Origin of the sequence: Kitasatospora sp. NBC_01539, assembly GCF_045040525.1 — a bacterium.
Taxonomy (GTDB): Bacteria; Actinomycetota; Actinomycetes; order Streptomycetales; family Streptomycetaceae; genus Kitasatospora.
Map to the genome: position 1 here is coordinate 5,433,080 of NZ_CP109390.1, position 24,684 is coordinate 5,457,763.

Annotated in this window: 17 protein-coding genes, 1 tRNA gene and 1 riboswitch; of the genes, 15 read left to right on the top strand and 3 right to left on the bottom strand. The window is 73.7% G+C overall.

Translation table 11 applies throughout. The annotated features are described in order from the left end of the window. The first annotated feature begins 54 nt into the window (after positions 1-54). From OG335_RS23550 to OG335_RS23560, 3 genes are all read left to right on the top strand, one after another. The gene (locus OG335_RS23550; protein WP_405013108.1) at positions 55-2,343 is read left to right on the top strand and encodes a HelD family protein; all 2,289 of its coding nucleotides are present in this window, start codon (positions 55-57) and stop codon (positions 2,341-2,343) included. Between the two features lie 347 nt (positions 2,344-2,690). After that, the gene (locus tag OG335_RS23555; RefSeq protein ID WP_405013109.1) at positions 2,691-4,166 is read left to right on the top strand and encodes an NAD-dependent malic enzyme; all 1,476 of its coding nucleotides are present in this window, start codon (positions 2,691-2,693) and stop codon (positions 4,164-4,166) included. Positions 4,167-4,647: 481 nt separating this feature from the next. Further along, complete coding sequence (locus OG335_RS23560; protein ID WP_030271959.1) at positions 4,648-4,929, top strand: HU family DNA-binding protein; 282 nt, start codon at positions 4,648-4,650, stop codon at positions 4,927-4,929. Between the two features lie 75 nt (positions 4,930-5,004). On the opposite strand, the gene murA is transcribed toward OG335_RS23560, so the two are convergent. Further along, on the bottom strand, positions 5,005-6,345 hold the full coding sequence (gene murA / locus OG335_RS23565) for a UDP-N-acetylglucosamine 1-carboxyvinyltransferase (RefSeq protein WP_405013110.1): 1,341 nt from the start codon (positions 6,343-6,345) through the stop codon (positions 5,005-5,007). 326 nt (positions 6,346-6,671) lie between these two features. Here murA and OG335_RS23570 point away from each other — a divergent pair, with 326 nt between their 5' ends. The 9 genes from OG335_RS23570 to OG335_RS23610 all read left to right on the top strand — a co-directional run bounded on the left by OG335_RS23570 (position 6,672) and on the right by OG335_RS23610 (position 17,651). Then, the gene (locus OG335_RS23570; RefSeq protein WP_405013111.1) at positions 6,672-7,244 is read left to right on the top strand and encodes a YqgE/AlgH family protein; all 573 of its coding nucleotides are present in this window, start codon (positions 6,672-6,674) and stop codon (positions 7,242-7,244) included. 58 nt (positions 7,245-7,302) lie between these two features. Continuing rightward, complete coding sequence (locus OG335_RS23575) at positions 7,303-7,584, top strand: DUF3039 domain-containing protein (protein WP_405013112.1); 282 nt, start codon at positions 7,303-7,305, stop codon at positions 7,582-7,584. Positions 7,585-7,653: 69 nt separating this feature from the next. After that, a complete protein-coding gene (locus OG335_RS23580; protein ID WP_405013113.1) occupies positions 7,654-9,294 on the top strand; it encodes a beta-N-acetylhexosaminidase in 1,641 nt (546 codons plus the stop codon). A gap of 438 nt (positions 9,295-9,732) precedes the next feature. Then, positions 9,733-10,599, top strand: a complete 867-nt coding sequence (locus OG335_RS23585) for an FAD binding domain-containing protein (protein ID WP_405015496.1) — start codon at positions 9,733-9,735, stop codon at positions 10,597-10,599. Beyond that, positions 10,596-11,957, top strand: a complete 1,362-nt coding sequence (locus OG335_RS23590; RefSeq protein WP_405013114.1) for a 2Fe-2S iron-sulfur cluster-binding protein — start codon at positions 10,596-10,598, stop codon at positions 11,955-11,957. Before OG335_RS23585 ends, OG335_RS23590 begins: the two co-directional genes overlap by 4 nt. After that, positions 11,954-14,224, top strand: a complete 2,271-nt coding sequence (locus OG335_RS23595; protein WP_405013115.1) for a xanthine dehydrogenase family protein molybdopterin-binding subunit — start codon at positions 11,954-11,956, stop codon at positions 14,222-14,224. The genes OG335_RS23590 and OG335_RS23595 overlap by 4 nt, the downstream gene beginning before the upstream one ends. Positions 14,225-14,413: 189 nt before the next feature. Continuing rightward, the gene (locus OG335_RS23600; protein WP_405013116.1) at positions 14,414-15,718 is read left to right on the top strand and encodes a S8 family serine peptidase; all 1,305 of its coding nucleotides are present in this window, start codon (positions 14,414-14,416) and stop codon (positions 15,716-15,718) included. Positions 15,719-15,841: 123 nt separating this feature from the next. Then, the gene (locus OG335_RS23605; protein ID WP_405013117.1) at positions 15,842-16,171 is read left to right on the top strand and encodes a hypothetical protein; all 330 of its coding nucleotides are present in this window, start codon (positions 15,842-15,844) and stop codon (positions 16,169-16,171) included. 1 nt (position 16,172) lies between these two features. Beyond that, a complete protein-coding gene (locus OG335_RS23610; protein WP_405013118.1) occupies positions 16,173-17,651 on the top strand; it encodes a PPE domain-containing protein in 1,479 nt (492 codons plus the stop codon). Between the two features lie 163 nt (positions 17,652-17,814). Here the strand turns inward: OG335_RS23610 and OG335_RS23615 are convergent. Further along, a tRNA-Cys gene (locus OG335_RS23615) sits at positions 17,815-17,889 on the bottom strand. A 285-nt stretch (positions 17,890-18,174) separates the two neighbouring features. Beyond that, positions 18,175-18,238, top strand: a riboswitch (guanidine-III (ykkC-III) riboswitch). Between the two features lie 53 nt (positions 18,239-18,291). Here OG335_RS23615 and OG335_RS23620 point away from each other — a divergent pair. Both OG335_RS23620 and OG335_RS23625 read left to right on the top strand, forming a co-directional pair. Further along, on the top strand, positions 18,292-18,606 hold the full coding sequence (locus OG335_RS23620) for a DMT family transporter (protein ID WP_405013119.1): 315 nt from the start codon (positions 18,292-18,294) through the stop codon (positions 18,604-18,606). A gap of 127 nt (positions 18,607-18,733) precedes the next feature. Further along, positions 18,734-20,167, top strand: coding sequence for an MFS transporter (locus OG335_RS23625; RefSeq protein ID WP_405013120.1), 1,434 nt, complete (start codon positions 18,734-18,736; stop codon positions 20,165-20,167). A gap of 36 nt (positions 20,168-20,203) precedes the next feature. Here OG335_RS23625 and OG335_RS23630 read toward each other — a convergent pair whose 3' ends face one another. Further along, positions 20,204-21,454, bottom strand: a complete 1,251-nt coding sequence (locus OG335_RS23630) for a hypothetical protein (RefSeq protein ID WP_405013121.1) — start codon at positions 21,452-21,454, stop codon at positions 20,204-20,206. Between the two features lie 230 nt (positions 21,455-21,684). Here OG335_RS23630 and OG335_RS23635 point away from each other — a divergent pair, with 230 nt between their 5' ends. Next, positions 21,685-24,507 (top strand): phosphatidylglycerol lysyltransferase domain-containing protein, encoded by a 2,823-nt coding sequence (locus OG335_RS23635; protein WP_405013122.1) that lies wholly within the window; start codon positions 21,685-21,687, stop codon positions 24,505-24,507. The last annotated feature ends 177 nt before the right edge of the window (positions 24,508-24,684 follow it).

Genomic DNA, 24,684 nt, shown 5'->3' on the forward strand with positions numbered 1-24,684 from the left:
CAGGGAGTAGGATCTTCCGTCCGCCGCTTCCCCCGCGCCGTACCGACGAGGCCCATGCACACCACACCAGAGACCAACGATTCCGTCCGCGACCGCGAGGTCGCCGAGGAACAGCGCCACCTCGACACCGTCTACCGGCGTCTGGAGGAGAAGCTCGCCGAAGCCGAGTACATCCTCGAGGACGCCGCCAAGCGCGTGCAGGTGGGCACCCCCGGCGCGCTCGCCGAACGTGACGCCCAGGTCTACCGGGCCGGCGCCCACCTGCACCGGCTCAACAGCGAGTTCGAGGACTTCCTCTTCGGCCGCATCGACCTGCAGCAGGCCGACGCGCCGGAGGAGCACGGCATCCCGTCGCAGACACCGCTCGACCCGGACGACCCGGCCGTCGCCGAGACCCTCCACATCGGCCGTCTCGGCGTGCTCGACGCCGAGTACGGCCCGCTCGTCATCGACTGGCGGGCACCCGCCGCCGCGCCGTTCTACCGCGCCACGCCGCTGGAGCCCGGCCGGGTCGTCCGGCGCCGGGTGATCCGCTCCAAGGGCCGCCGGGTGATCGGCGTCGAGGACGACCTGCTGCGCCCCGACCTCGCGCCGACCCTGGACGGGCGCGAGCTCGCCGTGGTCGGCGACGGCGCGCTCATGGCCTCCCTCGGCCGTGCCCGCAGCCACACGATGCGCGACATCGTCTCTTCCATCCAGAAGGAGCAGGACGAGGTCATCCGGGCCGCCGCCGCGGGCGCGACCCTGGTCACCGGCGGCCCCGGCACGGGCAAGACCGCGGTCGCCCTGCACCGCGCGGCGTTCCTGCTGTACCAGGACCGCCGCCGCTACGCGGGCGGCATCCTGGTGGTCAGCCCCACCGCGCTGCTCGTGTCGTACACCGAGGGCGTGCTGCCCTCGCTCGGCGAGGAGGGCCAGGTCGCCATCCGCGCGGTCGGCAGCCTCGTCGACGGCATCGAGGCGGGCCGCTACGACACGCCCGAGACGGCCCGCATCAAGGGGTCGGGGCGGATGGTGCAGCTGCTGCGCCGGGCCGCCCGGGCCGCCCTGGAGTTCGGCGCGCCCACCGAGCTGAAGGTCTTCGCGCGCGGCGAGGCCCTGCGGCTCGACGCGGGCCGGCTGCGCGGGGTGCGCGCGAACGTCGTCGGCACCGGCGGCACGCCGCTCAACCTGCTGCGCCCGCGGGCCCGCCGTCTCCTGCTGGACGCCCTGTGGCAGGACATCACCCGGAACCTGCCGAAGCCGACCAGCCACTTCGAGCGCGAGCAGCGCCAGGACGAGCGGGAGGCCTTCGACGAGTACGTCTCCGACGAGGCCGTCTTCCTCGACTTCCTGGACGCCTGGTGGCCCCCGCTCACCCCGCGCCGGGTGCTGGCGACCCTGCGGCACCCGCGGCACACCAACCGGATCGCCCGCCGCGCCGTCACCCCGGAGGAGGCCCGGCTGCTGGGGTCCTCCTGGCGCCACCTCACCGAGCGCGGCGACGGCGACCTGTCGGCGCACGACGTCGCGCTGGTGGACGAGCTGCAGCTGCTGCTGGGCGAGCCGGCCCGGCCGCGGGTGCGCGAGGTCGACGCGGTCGACCTGCTCTCCGGTCTCGACGAGGTGACCACGTACGCCGACCGCAGCGCCCGGCAGCGCGAGCGGGTGCCGGTCGAGCGCACCGAGTACGCGCACGTGATCGTCGACGAGGCGCAGGACCTCACCCCGATGCAGTGGCGGATGATCGGCCGCCGCGCCCGGATGGCGACGTGGACGATCGTCGGCGACCCGGCGCAGTCCTCGTGGCCGTTCCCGGAGGAGGCGCAGGCCGCACTGGACGAGGTGCTGTCCGGCAAGCCGCGCCGCCGGCACACGCTGACGGTGAACTACCGCAACCCGGCGGAGATCGCCGAGGTCGCGGCGAAGGTGCTGGCGCTGGCCGCGCCCGGCACCCCGTCGCCGACGGCGGTGCGGTCGACGGGTGTCGTGCCGCGCTTCGCGGCCGTCCGCGAGCCGGGCGCCGAGGCGTTCGGCAAGGCCGCCCGGGCCGAGCTGGAGCGCCTCCTGGGCGAGGTGGACGGCACGGTCGCCGTGGTCGTGCCGATGGACCGCCGTGCGGAGGCGTCCGGCTGGGCGGCGGAGCTGGGCGACCGGGTGGTGGCGCTCGGCAGCCTGGAGGCGAAGGGCCTGGAGTACGACGCCACGGTCGTCGCCGACCCGACCGGCATCGCCGGCGAGTCCGAGGCGGGCCTGCGGGTGCTGTACGTGGCGCTGACCCGGGCCACCCAGCGGCTCACGGTGCTCTCGGGCCCGGACGACCTGCCGGACGCCGAGGGGGTGCCCGCCCTGCTGCACGGCTGACCGCCGCCGTGCGCGCCCGGCCCGGGCGCACGACGAAGGCCCCCACCCGGAGGTGGGGGCCTTCTCGTGTCGATGACGCCGACCCGCCATGCTCGCCTCGCGGCAAGTGGTCGCTCGAAGCGACGAAGGTTGGGCCCGGGGGCTTGGATCGGGCCGACGTCCCGTCCAATGTAACGCATCCGATCCGCGGGCCAAGGGTTCGGCGGCAGATTTTCGGCCGGACGCCCGATCGGCCGGAACGCCTTTGTGGGTTCCGCACACTCAATGAACGTTATTTCTGGCTACGACGCGGTAGGTGCGACGATCGAACTCCAAAACCCTCGGAAGCGTACGGAAGAAGGTCGTCGATGGCGACGGTGCCCAGTGTCTCCAACTCGATCACGGTGCGGCTGGAGGTCCCGGCACGGGGCAACGCCGTCAGTGCGATCACCACCGCGGTCGAGTCGTCCGGAGGCTCGGTCACGGGCCTCGACGTCACCGCGTCGGGGCTGGAGGCGCTCCGGATCGACGTCACCGTCGCCGCCGCCTCGGTGGCCCACGGCGAGGAGATCGTCGAGAAGCTCCGGACGATCGACGGGGTGAGCATCGGCAAGGTCTCCGACCGTACGTTCCTGATGCACCTCGGCGGCAAGATCGAGATGTCGTCGAAGCTGCCGATCCGCAACCGCGACGACCTGTCGATGATCTACACCCCGGGCGTGGCCCGGGTCTGCATGGCGATCGCCGAGAACCCCGAGGACGCCCGCCGGCTGACCATCAAGCGCAACAGCGTCGCCGTGGTCACCGACGGCTCGGCGGTGCTGGGTCTCGGCAACATCGGCCCGAAGGCCGCGCTGCCGGTGATGGAGGGCAAGGCGGCGCTGTTCAAGCGCTTCGCGGGCATCGACGCGTGGCCGCTCTGCCTGGACACCCAGGACGCCGACGAGATCGTCGCGATCGTGAAGGCCATCGCGCCCGGCTTCGCCGGCATCAACCTGGAGGACATCTCCGCGCCGCGCTGCTTCGAGATCGAGGCCCGGCTGCGGGAGGCCCTCGACATCCCGGTCTTCCACGACGACCAGCACGGCACCGCGATCGTCGTGCTGGCGGCGCTCACCAACGCGCTCAAGGTGGTCGGCAAGGAGATGTCCGCGATCCGGGTGGTGATGTCCGGCGCGGGTGCGGCCGGCACCGCCATCCTCAAGCTGCTGATGGCCGCCGGCGTCGAGCACGCGACCGTCGCCGACGTGCACGGTGTCGTCCACGAGGGCCGGGAGGGCCTCACCGACAGCCTGCGCTGGATCGCCCGGCACACCAACCGCTCGGGCCGCACCGGCACCCTCAAGGAGGCCGTGGCGGGCGCGGACGTCTTCATCGGGGTCTCGGCCCCGAACGTGCTGGACGGCGACGACCTGGCCACCATGGCGCCCGAGGCGATCGTCTTCGCGCTGGCCAACCCGGACCCGGAGGTCGACCCGGCCATCGCCCGGCAGACCGCCGCGGTGGTCGCCACCGGCCGCAGCGACTTCCCGAACCAGATCAACAACGTGCTGGTCTTCCCCGGCGTCTTCCGCGGCCTGCTCGACGCGCAGAGCCGGACGGTCGACACGGACATGATGCTCGCCGCGGCCCGGGCGCTGGCCACCACCGTCGCGGACGACCAGCTCAACGCCAACTACATCATCCCGAGCGTGTTCCACCCGGACGTCGCCAAGACCGTGGCCGCGGCCGTGCGGGAGGCGGCGGTGGCCGCGCGGGGCGGCCAGGAGCAGGCCCCCCCGCGGCCCACCGCGGGCATCGTCGGCACCCTCGACACGTCGTCCTTCCCGGCGGTCGGCATCTGACCGGGGTGTCGTTCGCGGCCGCTCCGGCGCGCGGACGGCGCCGCAGGCCGTCCGACCGGCCCCTTCTCCTTGCGACACAAGGGGAAGGGGTGTGTTTGGGCTTGTCGGTGCCAGGGCGTACGGTAGCCCTGCACGGGGGTGGCGTGTCCGACAAGTACGGAACGTCCCCCCGGGTGACCGGCGTGTCGTCCCGACCGCCGCCCGACTCCGGTGCACCGGGGTCGACGGAGCGTCATGCATCCGTCGGGAGGGCGTGGTTCGGGTCGGCCTCTCCGGTGCCCGATTGGCTTTCTCAGTGCCGGTCGGGGCAGGATTCGTACCCGGGCGGGCGGTTTGCGGCGCTTCGGGGCCCGAGCCCGGCCTCTGACCACCCCTCGCCTGAACGAGCACCAGTGTGCGGACCAGTGACCCGTCCGGTCTTCCCCGGACGGTGGCGCCGAGGTGCGCCGCACACCGCAAGCAACAGACCACAGGAGTACACATGAACCGCAGTGAGCTGGTGGCCGCGCTGGCCGAGCGCGCCGAGGTGACCCGCAAGGACGCCGACGCCGTTCTGGCCGCCTTCGCCGAGGTCGTCGGCGAGGTCGTCGCCAAGGGTGACGAGAAGGTCACCATCCCCGGCTTCCTGACCTTCGAGCGCACCCACCGCGCGGCTCGCACCGCGCGGAACCCGCAGACCGGTGACCCGATCCAGATCCCGGCCGGCTACAGCGCCAAGGTCAGCGCCGGTTCCAAGCTCAAGGAAGCCGCCAAGGGCGCCTGAGGCTTGTAGCAGCCTGAACAGACCGATGGCCGGTCTCCCCTCGGGGAGACCGGCCATCGGCCTTCGCGGGCGCCGTCAGACGGTGACCACGGCCTCGCTGGGCAGCTCGACGTGGGCGCCGAGGTCACGCAGCTTGGACATGAAGTTCTCGTAGCCGCGGTTGATCAGGTCGATGCCGTGGACCTTGGAGGTGCCCTCGGCCGCCAGTGCGGCGATCAGGTACGAGAAGCCGCCGCGCAGGTCCGGGATGACCAGCTCGGCGCCCATCAGCTTGGACGGGCCGGAGACCACCGCGGAGTGCTGGAAGTTGCGCGCACCGAACCGGCACGGCGTGCCGCCGAGGCACTCGCGGTACAGCTGGATGTGCGCACCCATCTGGTTGAGCGCGCCGGTGAAGCCGAGCCGCGACTCGTAGACCGTCTCGTGGACGATCGACAGGCCGGTGGCCTGGGTCAGCGCGACGACCAGCGGCTGCTGCCAGTCGGTCTGGAAGCCGGGGTGCACGTCCGTCTCCAGGGCGATCGCGCGGAGCTCGCCGCCCGGGTGCCAGAAGCGGATGCCCTCGTCGTCGACCTCGAACGCGCCGCCGACCTTCCGGAAGGTGTTGAGGAAGGTCATCATCTCCAGCTGGCGGGCGCCGCGGATGTAGATGTCGCCCTTCGTGGCCAGCGCCGCGCACGCCCACGAGGCCGCCTCCAGGCGGTCCGGCAGCGCGCGGTGGTTGTAGCCGCCCAGCTCGTCCACGCCGGTGATGAGGATCGTGCGGTCGGTGCCCATCGAGATGATCGCGCCCATCTTCTGCAGCACGCAGATGAGGTCGACGATCTCCGGCTCCACGGCCGCGTTGCGCAGCTCGGTGACGCCCTCGGCCAGGACGGCCGTCAGCAGCACCTGCTCGGTCGCGCCGACCGAGGGGTACGGCAGCTCGATCTTCGTGCCGTGCAGCCGCTGCGGGGCCACCAGGTAGGTGCCCTGCGGGTGCTTCTCGATGGTCGCACCGAACTGGCGCAGCACCTCGAAGTGGAAGTCGACCGGCCGGCCGCCGATGTCGCAGCCGCCGAGGCCGGGGATGAACGCGTGGCCGAGCCGGTGCAGCAGCGGGCCGCAGAACAGGATCGGGATGCGGGAGGAGCCGGCGTGCGCGTCGATGTCGGCGACGTTGGCGCTCTCGACGTGCGAGGGGTCGAGGATCAGCTCGCCGTCCTCGTCGCCGGTGCGCACCGTCACGCCGTGCAGCTGCAGGAGGCCGCGGACGACCTTGACGTCGCGGATGTCCGGGACGTTGCGCAGGCGGCTGGGCCCCTGGCCGAGCAGGGCGGCGACCATGGCCTTGGGCACCAGGTTCTTGGCACCGCGGATCTGGATCTCGCCTTCGAGGGGGTTACCGCCGTGGACCAGCAGGACGTCGTCGGTCATCGTTCTCGCAATCCGGGGTGCGCAGGGGGATTTTTCGGCTGCGGGGCAAGGGAAACGCGAGTGGAAGGATCTTCCACCACCAGCGAAAGGTCCTTCCACCATTCATAGATGGTAGAGGGTGGGCGATTGGTTCCCGTGTGCCCCTTTGGTGATCATGCTCCGCGGGGCCCGCACGGGCGCCCCGGGCGCCCTCCGGTACGGCCGACCGGGTGGTGCCGGCCACCCCCGCGGCCACCTGCGGGGCTGCGCCCCGGACGGCCGCGAACGGGTCGGGGAGGTTTCGTGTTGGACGCCCCTGCCGGGCCTTCCTGCGGGATCATGTGAGCATGACCACGGCCCTCTCCCACACCGGCCGACTGCTCGTCGCGACGCCCGTCCTCACGGACCCGAACTTCGCGCGGGCGGTGGTGCTGCTGCTCGACCACGACGAGCAGGGGGCGCTCGGCGTGGTGCTCAACCGGCCGACCCCGGTGGAGGTGGCGGCGGTGCTGGACGGCTGGGCCGGCCTCACCGGGCAGCCGTCCGTGGTCTTCCAGGGCGGCCCCGTCGCGCTCGACTCGGCGCTCGCCATCGCCGTCGTGCCGGGTGAGCCCGGTCACGGCGACGACCCGGTGGGCTGGCGCCGGGTGCACGGCGCGATCGGCCTCGTCGACCTGGAGGCGCCGCCCGAGGTGCTGGTCGGCGAGCTCGGCGCGCTGCGGGTCTTCGCCGGGTACTCGGGCTGGTCGCCGGGCCAGCTGGAGTCGGAGATCGCCGAGGGCGCCTGGTACCTCGTCGACTGCGAGCCCGGCGACGTGAGCAGCCCCGAGCCGGAGCGGCTCTGGCGTTCGGTGCTGCGCAGGCAGCGCGGTCCGCTGGCCATGCTGGCCACGTATCCGGACGATCCGACGCTCAACTGAGCCGTCCGCCCGTGCGCTACTGGCCCGCTTCCGAGCGGCGCCCATAGACTTGTCACCCATGAGCACTCTTGAGCCCGAGCGCGGACTCGGCACCGGCACCCTGGTCGAGCCCGTTCCCCAGGTGTCCCACGGGGACGGCGACCACGAGCGCTTCGCGCACTACGTCCAGAAGGACAAGATCATGGAGAGCGCCCTCTCGGGCTCTCCCGTGGTGGCCCTCTGCGGCAAGGTCTGGGTGCCGGGCCGCGACCCGAAGAAGTACCCGGTCTGTCCGATGTGCAAGGAGATCTTCGAGGGTCTCGGCCAGGGCGGCGAGGGCGGCGGGGACGACAAGAAGTAGCCCCGCGGATCTCCGACGCGATCCGGCAGTGGTCTGTACCACTGCCGGATGTCGGGGCAGGATGACCGCATGGACCTCATCCCCGCCCCCCGGAGCGTCGAGCTCCCCGCGCGCGACACCGGCCCGCGGAGCTTCCTGCTGGGACCCGACACCCGGATAGCGGCCGCCGACGGCACCGAGGGCGTCGCCGGCCTGCTGCGCGCCGAACTCTCCGCCGCGACCGGCTTCCCGTTCGACGCCCGCTCCCCGGGCGACGGCCGCCCGGCGGCCCCCGCCGTCTCGCTCGAACTCGACGACGACCTGCGGGCCGCCTCCGGCCCCGAGGCGTACCGGCTGACCGTCGACGCGCACGGCGTCCTCCTGCGCGGCGGCGGCCTCCCCGGCCTCCTCCACGCCGCCCGGACCCTGCGCCAGCTGCTCGGCCCGCAGGCGTACCGGCGGGCCCCGCTGCCCGGCTCGACGTGGGCGCTGCCCGCCGTCACCATCGACGACGCGCCGCGCTTCGGCTGGCGCGGTGTGCTCCTCGACGTCGCCCGGCACTTCCTGCCCAAGGCGGACGTGCTGCGCTTCCTCGACCTCATGGCCGCGCACAAGCTCAACGTGCTGCACCTGCACCTCACCGACGACCAGGGCTGGCGCGTCGAGATCGCGCGCCACCCGCGGCTCACCGGGGTAGGCGCCTGGCGCGAGCGCTCCATGGTCGGCTTCCGCAGCGGAGACCGCCGCGACGACCGCCCGCACGGCGGCTTCTACACCCGGGACGACCTGCGCGAGATCGTCGCGTACGCCGCCGCCCGGCAGATCACCGTCGTGCCGGAGATCGACCTGCCCGGCCACAACCAGGCCGCCATCGCCGCCTACCCCGAACTCGGCAACACCGACGTCGTCGACACCGCGGCCCTCGGCGTCTGGACCGACTGGGGCGTCAGCCCCCACGTGCTGAACGCCTCCGACGCCACCCTGCGCTTCTTCGAGGAGGTGCTGGAGGAGGTGCTCGACATCTTCCCGTCCGAGTTCGTGCACCTCGGCGGCGACGAGTGCCCCAAGGAGCAGTGGAAGGCCAGCCCGGCCGCGCAGGCCCGGATCGCCGAGCTCGGCCTCTCCGGCGAGGACGAGCTGCAGAGCTGGATCATCCGGCACTTCGACCGCTGGCTGGCCGACCGTGGGCGCCGCCTGATCGGCTGGGACGAGATCCTGGAGGGCGGGCTCGCCCCCGGCGCGGCCGTCTCCTCCTGGCGCGGCTACGAGGGCGGCATCGCCGCCGCCCGGGCCGGCCACGACGTCGTGATGTGCCCGGAGCAGCACGTCTACCTCGACCACCGGCAGGCGCCCGGCGAGGACGAGCCCATCCCGGTCGGCTACGTGCGCACCACGGAGGACGTCTACCGCTTCGAGCCCGTGCCGCCGGAGCTCGACCCGGCCGCGGCCGCGCACGTCATCGGCACCCAGGCCAACCTGTGGACGGAGTTCATGGCGAGCGCCCGGGACATCGACTACCGGGCGTTCCCCCGGCTCGCCGCCTTCGCCGAGGTCGCTTGGTCCGACCTGCCGCGCGACCCGGCGGCCCGCGACTGGTCCGACTTCGAGCGGCGGATGGCCGTCCACCTCGCGCGGCTGGACGCCCTCGGCGTCGAGTACCGGCCGCCGGGCGGCCCGCACCCGTGGCAGCGGTGGCCCGGGGTGGCGGGACGGCCCTCGGACGGCCCCTGAGGCGCCCCGGGGCCGGCCACGGCCCGCGTACGGCCCGCGCCGGGGCGGCCCGGTCCCGCCCCCGCCGGGCTCGCGCCCGGCTCCGCCCGGCTCCCGGCCGGGAGCCGGGAACCGGACGGCGGGCCGGTCCCGTCAACGCCGCGCCCCGGCCGGGTCGTCCGCCGGGGGAGCGGTGCCCCGGCCGGCACCCGGTAGGTCAAGTTCGGATGAACATCCGGCATCAGGGGTTCCGCTTACGACCGATCTGTGGCGTGATTTGTCCAGCATTGCCCTCGTAGGCCCGCCACTCGGCAAGTGATCACGGGGGATTGTGTGCCAGAGTTGCCCAACCCGGCCCTGTCGCCCGTACCCTACGGCCAGGCCGCACTGCCGGTGGGGAGGGGCAGGGCAGTTGATGAGCAAGTGGAGCACGGTGGAATCCAGGTGAACCGGACGATCATGCTGCCGGCCTCGGTCGACGAGGCCGTCGAAGCGCTGGCCGCGACCCCGGGCGCCGTCCCGGTCGCCGGCGCGACCGACCTCATGGAGTCGGTCAACGCCGGCCGGCTCCGGCCCGCCGCCCTCATCGGCCTCGGCCGGATCAGCGAACTCCGCGGCTGGCGCTACGAGGACGGCGGAACCGCCGTGCTCGGCGCCGGACTCACCCACGCCCGGATGGACCGCCCCGACTTCGCGGCGCTCATCCCGGCCCTCGCCGACGCCGCCCGCACCGCCGGACCCCCGCAGATCCGCAACGTCGGCACCCTCGGCGGCAACATCGCCACCGCCGCCCCCGCCGGCGACACCCTCCCCGTGCTCGCAGCCCTCGACGCCTCCGCCACGCTCACCCGCGCCGGAGCCAGCCGCGACGTGCCCGTCAGCCACCTGCTCACCGGCCTCGACCCGCTGCGACCCGGCGAACTCCTCACCTGGGTGCGGGTGCCCCTGCTGCACGCCCCGCAGGTCTTCCTCAAGAGCGGCGGACGCAGCGGCCCCGCCCGCGCCACCGCCTCCGTCGCCATCGTGCTCGACCCCGCCCGCCGCGCCGTCCGCTGCGCCGTCGGCGCCGTCGCCCCCGTGCCGCTGCGCCCGCTGGAGGCCGAGGCCTGGGTCGCCGGCTGCATCGACTGGGACGCCCGCGGCGAGGAGGGCGCGCAGGCCATCGACCCCGCCGCGCTCGCCGCGTTCGGCGAGTACACCGCCGCCGCCTGCATCCCCGACGCCGCCCTGGAATCCGCCGGCGAGGGGTCGGCCGCCGTCCTCGTGCGGCAGCGGCGTACCGTGGCGGTGCTGGCCCGCCGGGCACTGGGAAGGGCGCTGAAGTGACGGACGAACCCAACGGCCTCGGCGGCGACGTGCGGCCCTGCGCCTCGTACACGCTGCGCGTCAACGGGGCGGAACGGCCCGTCAACGACGCCTGGATCGGCGAGAGCCTCCTCTACGTGCTCCGCGAACGGCTCGGCCTCGCCGGCGCCAAGGACGGCTGCGAGCAGGGCGAGTGCGGAGCCTGCACCGTCCAGGTCGACGGCCAGCTCGTCGCCGGGTGTCTGGTGCCCGCCGCACTCGCCGCCGACAGCGAGATCTCCACCGTCGAAGGCCTCTCCGGCGCCGGCACCGCCAGCGACGTCCAGCAGGCCCTCGCCGACTCCGGCGCCGTCCAGTGCGGCTACTGCACGCCCGGCCTCGCCATGGCCGTCCACGACCTCCTGCAGCGCAACCACCGGCCCACCGAGGTCGAGGCCCGCCAGGCGCTCTGCGGCAACCTCTGCCGCTGCACCGGCTACCGCGGCGTGCTCGCCGCCGTGCAGAGCGTCGCCCAGGCCCGCGAGGCCGAGCTGGAGGCCGAACTCGACGCCGCCGCGGCCCAGGCCGCCGCCGCACAGGCCGTCCAGGCCGCGCCCGCATCCGAGGACGACGCACCCGCCGAGGGCGGCACCCCGTCCGGCGACACCGCCCCCGGGCAGCCCCGCCCCGCCGGCCGGCAGTCCGCCACCGACCTCCCGCTCGCCGGTGAGCTGCCGCTCTACGCCGACTCCGAACTCTGGGTCGAGGCCGACCAGTACGCCGCCGCCCGGCAGGCGCCCGCCGCCGAGCCGCGGCCGCACGCCACGGGCCACCCGGCCCCCGGCACCGCCCCGCAGCCCGGCGTCTACGAAGCCGGCTACTACCAGCCGCCGCAGCCCGCCGAGGGCTACCTCGGCCACGTGCCGGCCCCCGCCCGCGGCTACGAGCCCACCCCGTACGACACCGGCCTCTACGAGAGCACCCCGGCCCACGGCACCGCCCACGACGGCCCGGCGTACGACACCACGCCCGCCCACGGCACCCCGTACATCCCGACCCCCGCCCACGGCACGCCCTACGAGGGCACGCCCTACGGCACCACCCCCGCCCACGGCACCCCCGTGCCCGGGTACGACGGCGGCGCGGGCTACGACGGGGGCACGGGCTACGACGGCGGCGCGGTCTACGAGAACGGCCCCGCGTTCGTGCCCGGCCAGACCGACGACGGCACACCCGCGTTCGGCACGCCGGTGTACGGCTCGCCCGCCTACGGATACCAGGGCGCGCCCGGCCAACCCGGCACACCCGCCTACGACGACCCGTCCGGCTACGACGGCACGGTCTACGACGGCACCACCCCCGCCCACGGCATCAGGCTCCCCGAGGACGAGAACGCATGACCGCGCCCACCGAGCAGGAAGCACCGGCGCCCGAACCGTTCGGTCTCGGCAGCTCCCCCCTCCGCACCGACGCGCTCCCCAAGGCGCTGGGCATCTACCCCTACGCCGCCGACCTCTGGGCCGAGGGCCTCCTGTGGGGCGCCGTACTCCGCTCCCCGCACGCCCACGCCCGGATCGTCTCCGTCGACACCAGCGCGGCGCTCGCCCTGCCCGGCGTCCACGCCGTCGTCACCGCGGCCGACCTCGCCTCCTGCCCGGCCCCCGGCGACCGGCCGGTGCTCGCCTCCGAGGTCGTCCGCCACCACGGCGAGCCCGTCGCCGCCGTCGCCGCGGAGAACCCCGACACCGCACGCGTCGCCGCCGCCCTCGTCGCCGTCGAGTACGAGCTCCTCGAAGCCGTCACCGACCCCGAGGCCGCCTTCAACGCCGCGCCGCTGCACCCCGACGGCAACCTCTTCCGCCACCTCCCGCTGCGCACCGGCGACCCCGAGGCCACCGGCGAGATCATCGTCGAGGGCCTCTACCAGGTCGGCCGGCAGGACCCCGCCCACATCGGCGCCGAGGCCGGCCTCGCCGTGCCCCGCCCCGACGGCGGCGTCGAACTCCACCTCTCCACCACCGACCCGCACGGTGACCGCGACCGCACCGCCGCCTGCCTCGGCCTCGACCCCGACCGCGTGCGCACCGTCGTCACCGGCGTGCCCGGCGCCTCCACCGACCGCGAAGCACTCTCCTTCCAGGTCGTGCTCGCCCTGCTCGCGCTGCGCACCGGCCGCCCCGTGAAGATGACCCTCACCCGCGAGGAGTCCTTCCACACCCACACCTCCCGGCACCCCGCCCTGCTGCGCTACCGGCACCACGCCGACGCCGAGGGCAAGCTGGTCAAGGTCGAGGCGCAGATCCTCCTCGACGGCGGCGCCTACGCCGACGTGTCCTCCGAGGTGCTCGCCGCCGCCACCGCCTTCTCCGTCGGCCCCTACACCTGCCCCAACGTCTTCGTCGACGCCTGGGCCGTCCGCACCAACAACCCGCCCGCCGGCCGGATGCGCGGCGAGGGCGCCCTCCAGACCTGCTTCGCCTACGAGTCGCAGCTCGACCAGCTCGCCCTGCGCGTCGGCGTCGACCCCCTGGAGATCCGCCGCCGCAACGCCCTCGCCACCGGCGACCCGCTGCCCACCGGCCAGGCCGTCACCTGCCCCGCGCCGGTCGCCGCCCTGCTCGACGCCGTCACCGAACTCCCCCTCCCGGCACTGCCGGTGGACGACCCCGAAGCCGACTGGCTGCTCCCCGGCGGACCCGGCGGCGCGGGCGACCCCGCCGCCGTCCGGCGCGGCATCGGCTACGCGGTGGGCATGGTCCACATGCTCGGCGCCGAGGGCGAGGACGAGGTCTCCACCGCGACCGTCCGGGTCAGCGGCGACCACGCCACCGTCATCTGCTCCGCCGTCGACTCCGGACAGGGCTTCGCCACCCTCGCCCGCCAGATCGTGCAGAGCACCCTCGGCGTCTCCGAGGTCTACATCGCCCCCGTCGACAGCGACCAGTCGCCCGCCGGGCCGTCCGCCCGGGGCCGCCACACCTGGGTCTCCGGCGGCGCCGTCGAGAAGGCCGCGCTGATGGTCCGCCACCAGCTCCTGCAGCCCATCGCCGCCAACTTCGGCATGTCCGTCGAACTGCTCTCGATCGCCGACGGCAAGATCACCTCGTACGACGGCGTGCTCGGCATGCCCGTCAGCGAGGCCCTGGAGGGCAAGGAGCTCTGGGCGACCGCCCAGTGCCGGCCGCACCCCACCGAACCCCTCGACGAGAACGGCCACGGCGACGCGTTCGTCTCCATCGCCTTCTGCGCGATGCGGGCCGTCGTCGACGTCGACATCGAACTCGGGGCCGTCCGCGTCGTCGACGTCACCGTCGCCCAGGACGTCGGCCGCGCGCTCAACCCCCGCCAGATCGAGGACCGCATCGAGAGCGCCGTCGCCCACGGCGTCGGCCTCGCCCTGCTGGAGAACCTCCGCACCGAGGGCGGCCGGCTCGCCAACGCCTCCCTCAGCGGCTACCGGCTCCCCACCGCCCTCGACACCCCCGACATCCGCATCGCCGCCCTCGTCGAGGAGCGCGACGTCGTCGCCACCTTCGGCGCCAAGGCGGTCAGCGCCGTCCCCTCCGTCGTCGCACCCGCCGCGGTCGCCGCCGCCGTCCGCGCCGCCACCGGCATGCCCGTCGGCCGGCTCCCCATCCTGCCCGAGGACGCCATCGCGACGGGCTGACGCGCCGTCACATCCCGCGCCTCCGCCGCCACCCAGGGCGGCACCGCCCCCTCGCGCCGACCCCCGGCAGCGGGCGGGCCGAGCCTGAGTCCGTACACGCCGCACAGGCGATACGATCGAACAGCCCCGGGCGACGCGAGGCCGTCGGGCACAACGTACGGGCAGCAGAAGACAACTGACGGGGTAGTGATGACGCTGACCAGGGCCGTCCGCGCGCTTGGCGCCACGACACTGACAGGTGCACTGCTGATCGCAGGCGCCCCGACCGCCTCCGCCGACCAGGTGCGGGACGGCCAGTGGGCCAACGCCTACTTCGACCTCGACAAGGTCTGGTCCGTCAGCAAGGGCGACGGCGTCATCGTCGCCGTCATCGACAGCGGCGTCGACGCCACCCACCCCGACCTCACCGGCCAGGTCCTGCCGGGATACGACGAGAGCGGCAAAGGGCTCAACACGAAGCCGACGGACTCCCATGGCACCGGAATGGCGGGGCACATCGCGGGGCACGGGCACGGGAACGGCGCGGGAGTCGTCGGCCTGGCGCCCGGGGCGAAGATCCTCCCGATCTACAAGGGTGATGCCCAGGGGGCGGACGCTATTCCCCAGGGCGTTCGTTGGGCGGTCGACCACGGCGCCAAGGTCATCAACATCTCTCAGGGTTCCTCCATCGCAAACCCAGACATGCCGGGTGCAATCGCTTACGCGTACCAGCACGATGCGCTGATCGTCGTTGCTGCGGGAAACGATGGCGGCCCCGTTGACGATCCGGCGAATCAGCCCGGAGTGCTGGCCGTAGCCGCTTCCGACAAGAACCTCGGGATCTGGCCGGACTCCAACTTCGGTCCCGAGATTCGGATCTCCGGACCGGGAGTCGACATTGTCAGCGCCGGACAGTGCGGTTCGAGCCGATACTGCAAAGCGAGCGGCACCTCGGACGCCGCTGCCTATGTGTCCGCTGCCGCCGCCCTTGTTCGAGCCAAGTACCCTCAGCTGACGGCTGGACAGGTCGCCAACCGCCTGATCAAGTCGGCGGCAGTCCCTCCTTCCGGTGCGGCTTCGAGCCTGCCCGACCCACATTTCGGATACGGCGTGGTCCGCCCGTACCAGGCACTCACCTTGGAAATCCCGGCCGGGACCGAGCAGGGGCCGCTGGCCAAGCCGGAAGCCACATCCAATTCGGGAGCGCACCCGGCGGAGCCTGCGTCGGCAATCAAGCCTGCACAGTCCAAGGGGCTGTACGTCCTCGGTGGTGCGGCCGTTCTGGTGCTGCTGATCGTCGTGGTGATTGCCGTGGCGGTCCGCAGCCGGCGCCGACCGGCGGCCGGGCCCGTGCCTCCGCAGGGACCCGGCCCGTACGCGGCCGCGCCGTACGGGTCCGCGCCCAACTGGTCCCCGGCGCAGCAGCCCTACGGCAACCAGCCCCCTCCCGGGTACCCGCCGCCGCAGCAGCCCTACCAGAACCAGAATCCGTACCAGGGCGACGGAAGGCCGTAATGACGATGTGTCAGTACACGGTCTAGAGGCGATAGGATCGGACGCCCTGTCAGGGGCGCGACGTGCCCCGTCGGCCTGCGTTGAGCGGCGGGCGGGGAGCAGGACTCCAGGGGGAGGAGTGGCATGGCCGACGGATATCGCGTCAGCACCGGTGAGCTGGAAGCTGTCGTCAAGCGCCTTCGGGCGCTCCAGCAGGGGCTCAGTGAGTGCGGGAGCAAGGCGAAGTACAACACCGTGCTCGTGAGCGACGACTTCGGGGCGAACTTCGACGAGGCGGCGAAGCTTTTCGGCGCGCACGCCCAGATGCAGCAGTTCCTGAGCCGGCACATCCAGGAACTGGATTCGCTGATCAACGACTTCGGCGACAAGACCCACGCGGTCACCGCCGCCTATCAGGCCCGTGAGGACGAGTTCGTCGCTTCGGCGAGGACCATCGGATCCGGGGGAGCGTGAGATGACGGCTTTCGATCAGCACGACCTGATCCCGCTGAAGCGCATGGTCGAGCACTCCAGGCCCGAGCGCCTCCAGGAGGTCGGCGAGCACTGGACGAACGTCCAGAGGGAGCTGGAGCAGGCGGTCCGCGATCTTCAGGTCGCCGTCCAGCACGCCACCGCCAACTGGGAGGGCGACGCGGCCGACGGGTTCACCAAGCGGGCCGGTGTGCTCGGGACCAGCATGACCAACACGGCCGCCCACGCGCAGAACACCTCCTCCGCGATGAAGTTCGCCGGTGAGGCGCTCCAGCAGACCAAGGCGGCCATGACCCAGATCAAGGTGCCCAGCACCTTCGACAGTGGGCTCAAGCTCGTCGGCGACGCCTTCGACCGCTCGGACGCGCAGTTCAAGGCGGACGTGGCCGGCGGCATGGACCGGATCAGCGCGGTCAACAAGAACTACAGCGAGCTCTCCGCGACGGAGATCGCCCACCAGTACGCCATCGGGGTCATGGAGCACCTCGGGCCGCAGTACACGGAGGCGGCGGGCTATCTGAAGCCGCCGATGAAGGACGACCACCACGAGCCTGCTACCGCATACCCGCCCGAGCCCGAGAACCCCGTCCCGCCGTCCACCGTCCCGCGGCCTCCCGTGGCGCCGAAGTACCCGAACGGCGTGCCGGACGACCGGTCGTCGGGCGGGTCCGGGTCGGGGGATCCGCAGGGGCCGAGGCACAGTGACCCGTCGAGTCCGACGGTGCCCACCCCGGCGCCGCAGCCCGGGTATCCGACCGCGCCGAATCCCGACCTTCCGACGGGGCCCGTGCGGCCGCCGAGCACCGGCATCGACAGTCTGCCGCCGGTCGGCACTCTGCCGACGCCCGGCGGGACCGGTGTGCTGCCGGGTTCCGGTGGCGGCATCGGTGGCGGTGGGCTGGGCGGTGGCGGCGCTGGTGGCGGTGGCGTCGGCGGTGGGACGGGTCTGCCGCCCGGGGGTCTGCCTGTGGGCGGGTTCCCGCCCGGGCGTGGCGGTGCGGGGGCAGGTGCTGCGCGGCCGGGGGCGGCGGGTGGCGCGGGTGGCAAGGGCGGCTCGGCCGGCCGGCCCGGCGGCGCCGGTGGTGCGGGCGCGGCCGGTGGAGCGGCCGGGCAGGGCCGTGCGGGTGTGCCCGGTACGGGCGGCATGGCGGGTGCCGGTGGTGCCGGCGGCGGCAGGTCCGGTGCCGGCAAGGGCGGCAGTGGTCTGGTGCGTCGCGGTGGCGGTGCGGTCGGCGGTGCCAAGGGTGGTGCCGGGGGCCGGGCGTTCACCGAGGGCGGTTCCGGTATCGGCAAGGGCCGGGCGGGGCAGAACGGCGCCGCGGGTGCCGGTGGCCCGCACGGGGGGCCGTCGGCGGCGGGCAGGAAGAAGGACAAGGACAAGGGCGGGAGCCGTCCGGACTACCTGGTGGAGGACGAGGAGACCTGGCGCGGCGGATCGGCCAACCCGCCGGTGATCGAGTAGTCGGGTCCGGATCCGGTGCACGGTGCGGGGCGCTCCCGAGGGACGGGGGCGCCCCGCAGCCGTTCCCGGCACTGCTTTCCGTCTCCCTTTATCCGGGATTTTCAGGGGAAAGGAAAATGCCGAAAAACCGGGCGGCGTAATTCGCCGTCCGGTTGTTCGGAGGTGGAGGCCATGGCGGGAATCGAACCCACGTGCGCCGCTTTGCAGGCGGCTCCCTAAACCACTCGGGCACACGGCCGTGAGGTGACGAGGCCCGGCAGGGCCCGTCGGTCGAGCGTGGAGGAGGTGCGCGTATCAGGCGCAGCGTGTACAGCGACAGCCGGGGCGACAGGCGGCACAGGTGCGGGGCATTGCGGTCGCCACCGTCTTCCTGTTCATGGCCGACTCCTGTCGTCACTGTCGTGGTGGCGGGCCGCGTATTCGCCGGTCTGCCGTGCTGTTGAATTCATCTTATGGGGTGCGGGGCGGGTGCCGTCAATATCCGAGTATGAATTCCGTGTGTCGTGGTGTGTTACGTTCGATGGGAGAGGCGGCGTTGTCCGCCCCGGACGAGGTGCGTCGTACCCGGCACGACAAGACGACGCGGTACCTGTGACGGCAGCACGCAGAGCTGCCGTCCTCTTACTGCGGAGGTGTCGTCGTGGCCTGGCTGGTGCTGATCGTCGCGGGTGTGCTGGAGACCGTCTGGGTGGTGGCCCTGGAGGCGACCAAGGGGTTCTCGCGGCTGGTGCCGACGGTGGTGTTCGGGGTGGCGCTGGCGGCGTCGATGGCCGGTCTGGCGTACGCGCTGCGCAGCATCCCGCTCGGCACCGGGTACGCGGTGTGGGTGGGGATCGGCGCGGTGGGTACGGCGCTCTACGGGATGGCCGCGCTGGGTGATGCCGCGACGGCGGCCCGGCTGACGTGTCTGCTGCTGATCGTGGGCGGGGTGCTCGGCCTGAAGGTGTTGCACTGAGCGTCCGGCAGGGTCGGTCCGGGGCCGTCCGGAGGTGTCGGCGCCCGGGTCCTACGTCCTCGGACCGAGGTGATCACCGACCTCCGGTCAGGAGTGTGGTGGCCCTGAGCGCCTTACGATGTCTGCCATGACCACCACCTCATCGACGCCCGTCGACCGTGCCGCACCCCTGCCCGACACCGGTGGCGGGGTGCTGAGCGGCCCGTACCGGGCGTTGACGCTGGGCATCGTCTCGGTGGTGCTGCTGCTGGCGTTCGAGGCGACCGCGGTGAACACCGCGATGCCGGTCGCGGCCCGCAGCCTGGACGGCCTCGGGCTCTACGCCTTCGCGTTCTCCGGCTACTTCACGACGACGCTGTTCGCGCTCGTGGTGTCCGGCCAGTGGTGCGACCGGCGCGGCCCGCTGGAGCCGTTGTTCACCGGGATAGCGGTGTTCGCGGCCGGGCTCGTGGTGGCGGGCACGGCGGCGGGCATGTGGGCGTTCGTGGCGGGCCGGGCGGTCCAGGGCCTGGGCGGTGGCCTGGTCATCGTGGCCCTCTACGTCGTCGTGGGCCGGGCCTTTCCGGAGCGGCTGAGGCCGTCGGTGTTCGCGGCGTTCTCGGCGGCGTGGGTGCTGCCGTCGATCGTCGGCCCGCTGGTGTCGGGTGCGGTGACGCAGCACCTGGGCTGGCGGTGGGTGTTCCTCGCGGTCCCGGTGCTCGTCCTGCTGCCGGTGGCGGTGATGTGGCCGGCGCTGCGCCGTGCCGAGCGGGCGCAGCCGCCGCTGCACGCGGCGGCGTTCGACCGCGGCCGCACGTGGTGCGCGGCGCTGGCGGCGGCCGGCGCGGGGCTGCTGCAGTACGCGGGGCAGCGGCTCGACCTGCTGGGCCTGGTGCCGGCGGTGGCGGGTGCGGCGCTGCTGCTGCCGGCGGTGGTGCGGCTGCTGCCCGCGGGGACGCTGCGGGCGGCGCGCGGCCTGCCGACGGTGATCCTGCTGCGCGGGGTCGCGGCTGGCGCGTTCTTCGCGGCGGAGGCGTTCGTGCCGCTGATGATGGTGACGCAGCGGGACCTCTCGCCGACGCTGGCGGGTCTGACGCTGACCAGCGGCGGGCTGTCCTGGGCGTTCGGTTCGTGGCTGCAGGGCCGTCCGGGGGCGCAGCGGCACCGGGAGGCGATGATCCGGCTCGGGTTCGTGCTGACGGCGGTCGCGATCGCGGGTGCGGCGCTGGTGCTCGTCCCGTCCGTGCCGGCCTGGGTGGCGGCCGTGGCGTGGGCGGTCGGCGGTGTCGGCATGGGCCTGGCGGTGGCGAGCATCAGCGTGCTGATGATGAAGCTGTCGGCGGCGGAGGACACCGGGGCCAACTCGGCCGCGCTCCAGCTGAGCGACGCGCTGGGCAACGTGCTGCTGATCGGCCTGGCCGGGGTGCTCTTCTCCGGGCTGGGCGGCGGCTCGGCGGCCGCCGCCCAGGACGCCCCGGCTCCGGCGGGCGCGTTCGCGGTGATCTTCGCGGTGATGGCGGGGGTGGCGCTGCTCGGCGCGGTGGTGTCCGGCCGGACGGCGGCCGCCGGGGCGGGCGGCTGACCGCGGGGGACGCCGGCGGCGCCGGGGCGGCGCGGGTCAGGAGCCGGTCGCGGCCGGCCCGCCGAGGTAGGACGGCCAGCCGCCGGCGGGCGACTCGCCGGGGGCGAGGGCCTGGAGCTTGCGCAGCACCGCCGGGTCCTGCACCTCCAGCCACTCGACGAGCTGCCGGAACGACACCAGGCGGACCTCCGGCTTGCCGGCGACGGCCTTGAGGGTCTCCTCGACGGCGTTCATGTAGATGCCGCCGTTCCACTGCTCGAAGTGGTTGCCGATGATCATCGGCGCACGGTTGGTGTTGTACGCGCGTTCGAAGCCCGCCAGGTAGGAGTCGCGGGCCTGGATCTGCCAGGCGCCGTAGCGGGCGCTGTCGCCCTTGGTGCTGCTGCCGGACTGGTTGTACATGATGTTGTAGTCCATCGACAGCACCTGGAAGCTGTGCCCGGGGAACGGGATCGACTGCAGCGGGAGGTCCCACAGGGCGCCGCCCTGGAACTTCTGCGGCCACACCTGGAGCCCGCCGGGGCCGCTGCTGTCGTACTTCCAGCCGCGCTTGGCGGCGGTCGGGAGCAGGCCGCGCTGGCCTTCGAGGCAGGGCGTGCGGCCGCCGATCAGCTCCTTGCGGTAGTCGAACGGCAGGGCGGGCAGGTCGGTGAAGCCGGTGTTCGTCCGCCAGTTCATGACGAAGTCCATGGCCTGCTCGATCTCGCTGTCCCACTCCTCGGGCGACCAGCGGCCGCCGCCGGTGGGCCCGCAGAAGTGCCCGTTGAAGTGGGTGCCGATCTCGTGGCCCTCCAGCCACGCCTCGCCGACCTGACGGATGGTCTCGTGGACGTGTTCGTCGCTGAGGTAGCCGATGTCGGAGGCGCCGACGGGGTGCTGCGGCGGCCGGTACAGGTCCTTCTTCGCCTCCGGCAGGGTGTAGAGGCCGGAGAGGAAGAAGGTCATCCGGGCGTCGTGGTCCTGGGCGAGCTGCCGGAAGCGCCGGAACAACTGGTTGTCGAGCTCGCCGGCGCCGTCCCAGGAGAAGACGACGAACTGCGGGGGCCGCTGACCGAGCTCCAGGGGCACGGCTTCGGGCTGCTGCGGCTGGGGGCCGGTGTCGGAGGTCGAGCCGTCGCCGATCAGTGAGGCGGGCGGCTTGGGTGTCCCGTCGGCCGTCCCTCCCGAGTCCTGGACGGGTGCCGCCTCCTCGCCGTTCGGCGGGCGCGTGCCCGCGCAGCCGGCGGCGAGGGCCGCCGCCGTGGCGGCGCCACCGGCCAGCAGGGTCCTGCGGGAGAGAGCGTCCATGGTCGTCTCCGTTCGGGTCGAGTCCGTCCGCAACGGGGCCGGACGAGCTGACAGTCCGACAGTCCGACAGTCGGATCGAAGGTCCGGGGTGGGTGCGGCCCACAGCATGGCACGTCAGGGGGCTCGCACCCGGGATCGAAGGGTGAACCGCCGGGCACCGTGTTGACGCTCGCCCGTTCGGAGCATCGGGCAGGTCATCGGGTGGCGCGCACCTGCTGAGCCGTCGTCAGATGAAGGGATCGCACCCGCCGACCGGACGACCGGAGGTCTCGTACGCCATGTGGCAGTCGCTGCTCGACGCGTACCGGGAACGCATCGTCGACACCGGACGCGAGCCGCTCCTCCTCCTGCTGCTCGGGCTCGTCGGGTCGTTCCTGTTCATCCGCTTCAGCGTCCGGATGATCCGCCGCGGCACCAGCTGGTGGCCGGGCAACGTCGCCCCCGGCGGCCTGCACATCCATCACGTGGTGTTCGGCCAGGCCCTGCTGCTCGTCTGCGGCATCGGCGCCTTCACCGTCCGCGGCGACGGCGGGCCGCTCTGGAACGTCCTCGCCGCGGGCTTCGGCATCGGCGCGGGCCTCGTCCTCGACGAGTTCGCCCTGGTGCTGCACCTGGAGGACGTCTACTGGAGCAAGGAGGGCCGCAAGTCCGTCGACGCCGTGATCCTGACGGTGGCCGTCGTCGGACTGCTGATCGTGGGCGAACTGCCCCTCGGCGGCTTCAAGTCCCACCTGACGGCCGGGCAGCTCGTCGGGGCCGCGATCCTGCTGCTGTTCATCGCCGTCAGCCTCTTCAAGGGCAAGCTCTGGACCGGCCTGATCGGCGTGATGATCTGGCCGCTCGCCTTCGTCGGCGCGATCCGGCTGGCCCGCCCGGACAGCCCGTGGGCCCGCTGGCGCTACGCCTCGCGGCCGCGCCGGATGGCCCGGGCCGAACGCCGCGAGGCCCGCGTGCACCGGCGCGTCGTCGCCACCAAGACCTCCTTCTACAACGTCCTGGCCGGCGCCCCCGACGCGGACCCGGCCGTCGAGCCCGCTGTCGACACCGCCACCCCGGCCACTGCCCCGGCGCCCGCACCCACCGCGCCCGCACCCACCGCACCCGCCCCCACCGCGCCCGCACCCACCGCACCCGCCCCCACCGCCCCGCTTGCCCCTGAGCCCGCGGCCGCCCCCACCCCGGCCTCCGCGGCCGCCCCCACCGCCCCCACCGCACCGGCCCGCGAGCCCGCACCCGCACCGGCTCCGGCGCCGGAACCGTCCCGCGCTGCCCCGCCCGTACCCGCCTGGCGCCGCCGCTGCGCGACCGGAGCCGAGTGGTACACCCGCGTGGCCGCCCTCCTCAACCTGCTGGCCGGCCTGGTCGAGCCGTTCCGCGCGCAGGTCGAGCGGGCCGACCGCGGCGAGTACTTCACGCCCGTCCTGATCGCCGCCGGATTCACCGGGGCGCTGTTCGCCGGGCTCCTCGCGGTGATGCTGCGCCGCCGCAAGCGGGCCGCCTGGGTGGTCACCACCGTCCTGGTCGTCCTCTACGCCGCGGTCTTCGGGTACGCGCTGGCGTACCCCGAGTACCGCGCGCACCCCTTCAACTGGGTGTCGGCGGTGGTCACCGTGGCCGTGCTGGCCGCCCTGCTGGCCGGACGGCCGGTGTTCACCGCCCGCGGCGGGCGCGGCAACCCGGCGCGGGCCGCCGCCGTCCTGCTGGTCGGGGGAGCGCTGCTCACCGTCGTCGGCGCCGCGGTCGTCCGTGCCACCTACGCGCAATCCCCGCCCGACTGGGGCGACGCCATGCTGTACGTGCTGCTGCGGCTGGTCACGCTCTCCGGTGTCGTCGAGGTCTCCGACGTCGACGTGCCCGGCTGGGTCGACCTGGGCATCAACCTCGTCGGCGCCGCCCTGCTGCTCGCCGCGATGCGGCTGCTCTTCCGCGCCCCCCACGGCGAGCGGGCCCAGGGCCCCGGGGACGAACAGCGGCTGCGCGCCCTGCTCGCCCGGCACGGCGAGCGCGACTCCCTCGGCTACTTCGCGCTCCGCCGCGACAAGGCGGTCTGCTGGTCGCCGTCCGGCAAGGCCGCGGTGCTGCACCGCGTCGTCAACGGCGTCGCGCTCGCCTCCGGCGACCCGCTCGGCGACCCGGAGGCGTGGCCGCAGGCCATCGAGGTGTGGCACCGCGAGCTCCGCGCCCGCGGCTGGATCCCCGCCGTCACCGGCGCCGGCGAGCAGGCGGCCCTCGCCTACACCCGCGTCGCCGGGCTGCGGGCCATGGAGCTCGGCGACGAGGCGGTCGTGACGACGGCGGGCTTCAGCCTGGACGGCCGGCCGATGCGCCCCGTCCGGCAGGCGCACGGCAGGGTCCGCAAGGCGGGCTACCGCGCGGTCGTCCGCCGGCACCGCGAGATCCCGGCGGGCGAGCTGGCCGGCCTCGTGCGGCTCGCCGACGCCTGGCGCCACGGCCGCACCGAACGCGGCTTCTCCATGGCGCTCGGCCGGATCGGCGACCCCGAGGACGGCGACTGCCTGATGATCGAGTGCCGGGACGAGAACGACCGCACCTGCGCGCTGCTGAGCTTCGTCCCGTGGGGGGCCGACGGCCTCTCCCTCGACCTGATGCGGCGCGACCGGGAGTCCGACAACGGGCTCGTCGAGTTCATGGTCACCGAACTGCTGCTGCGCGCCGCGGCGGGCGAGATCCGGGTCGACCGGGTCTCGCTGAACTTCGCGATGTTCCGGGCCGTCTTCGAGGAGGGCGCCCGGCTCGGCGCCGGCCCCGTGCTGCGGCTGTGGCGCGGCACCCTGCGCTTCCTCTCCCGGTGGTGGCAGCTGGAGTCGCTCTACCGGGCCAACGCGAAGTACCGGCCCGCCTGGCAGCCGCGGTACGTGCTCTACGAGAAGCCCACCGAGCTGTTCGCGATCGGGCTCGCCAACGCCGTCGCCGAGGGCTTCGTCACCCGGCCGCGGCTGCCGGCCGTCCGACGGCAGCGGACGGCCGCCGACCCGGCCCCGGGCCCGGCCGCGGACCCCGCGGACGCCGCGCCCGCGGAGCAGCAGCCGTGAGCCGCCCTCCCCGCCGGGCCGGGGACGCGCGGCCGACGGGCCATCACGGGCACGGCCGGGCCCGGAGCCCCCGGCCCGGCACCGGCGACACACGGACGGGAGCACGGTGGGCAGGACACCCAAGAACCCCTGGCCCGGCACGCTGGCGGCCGGCGCCGCCCTGGTGCTCGGCGCCTG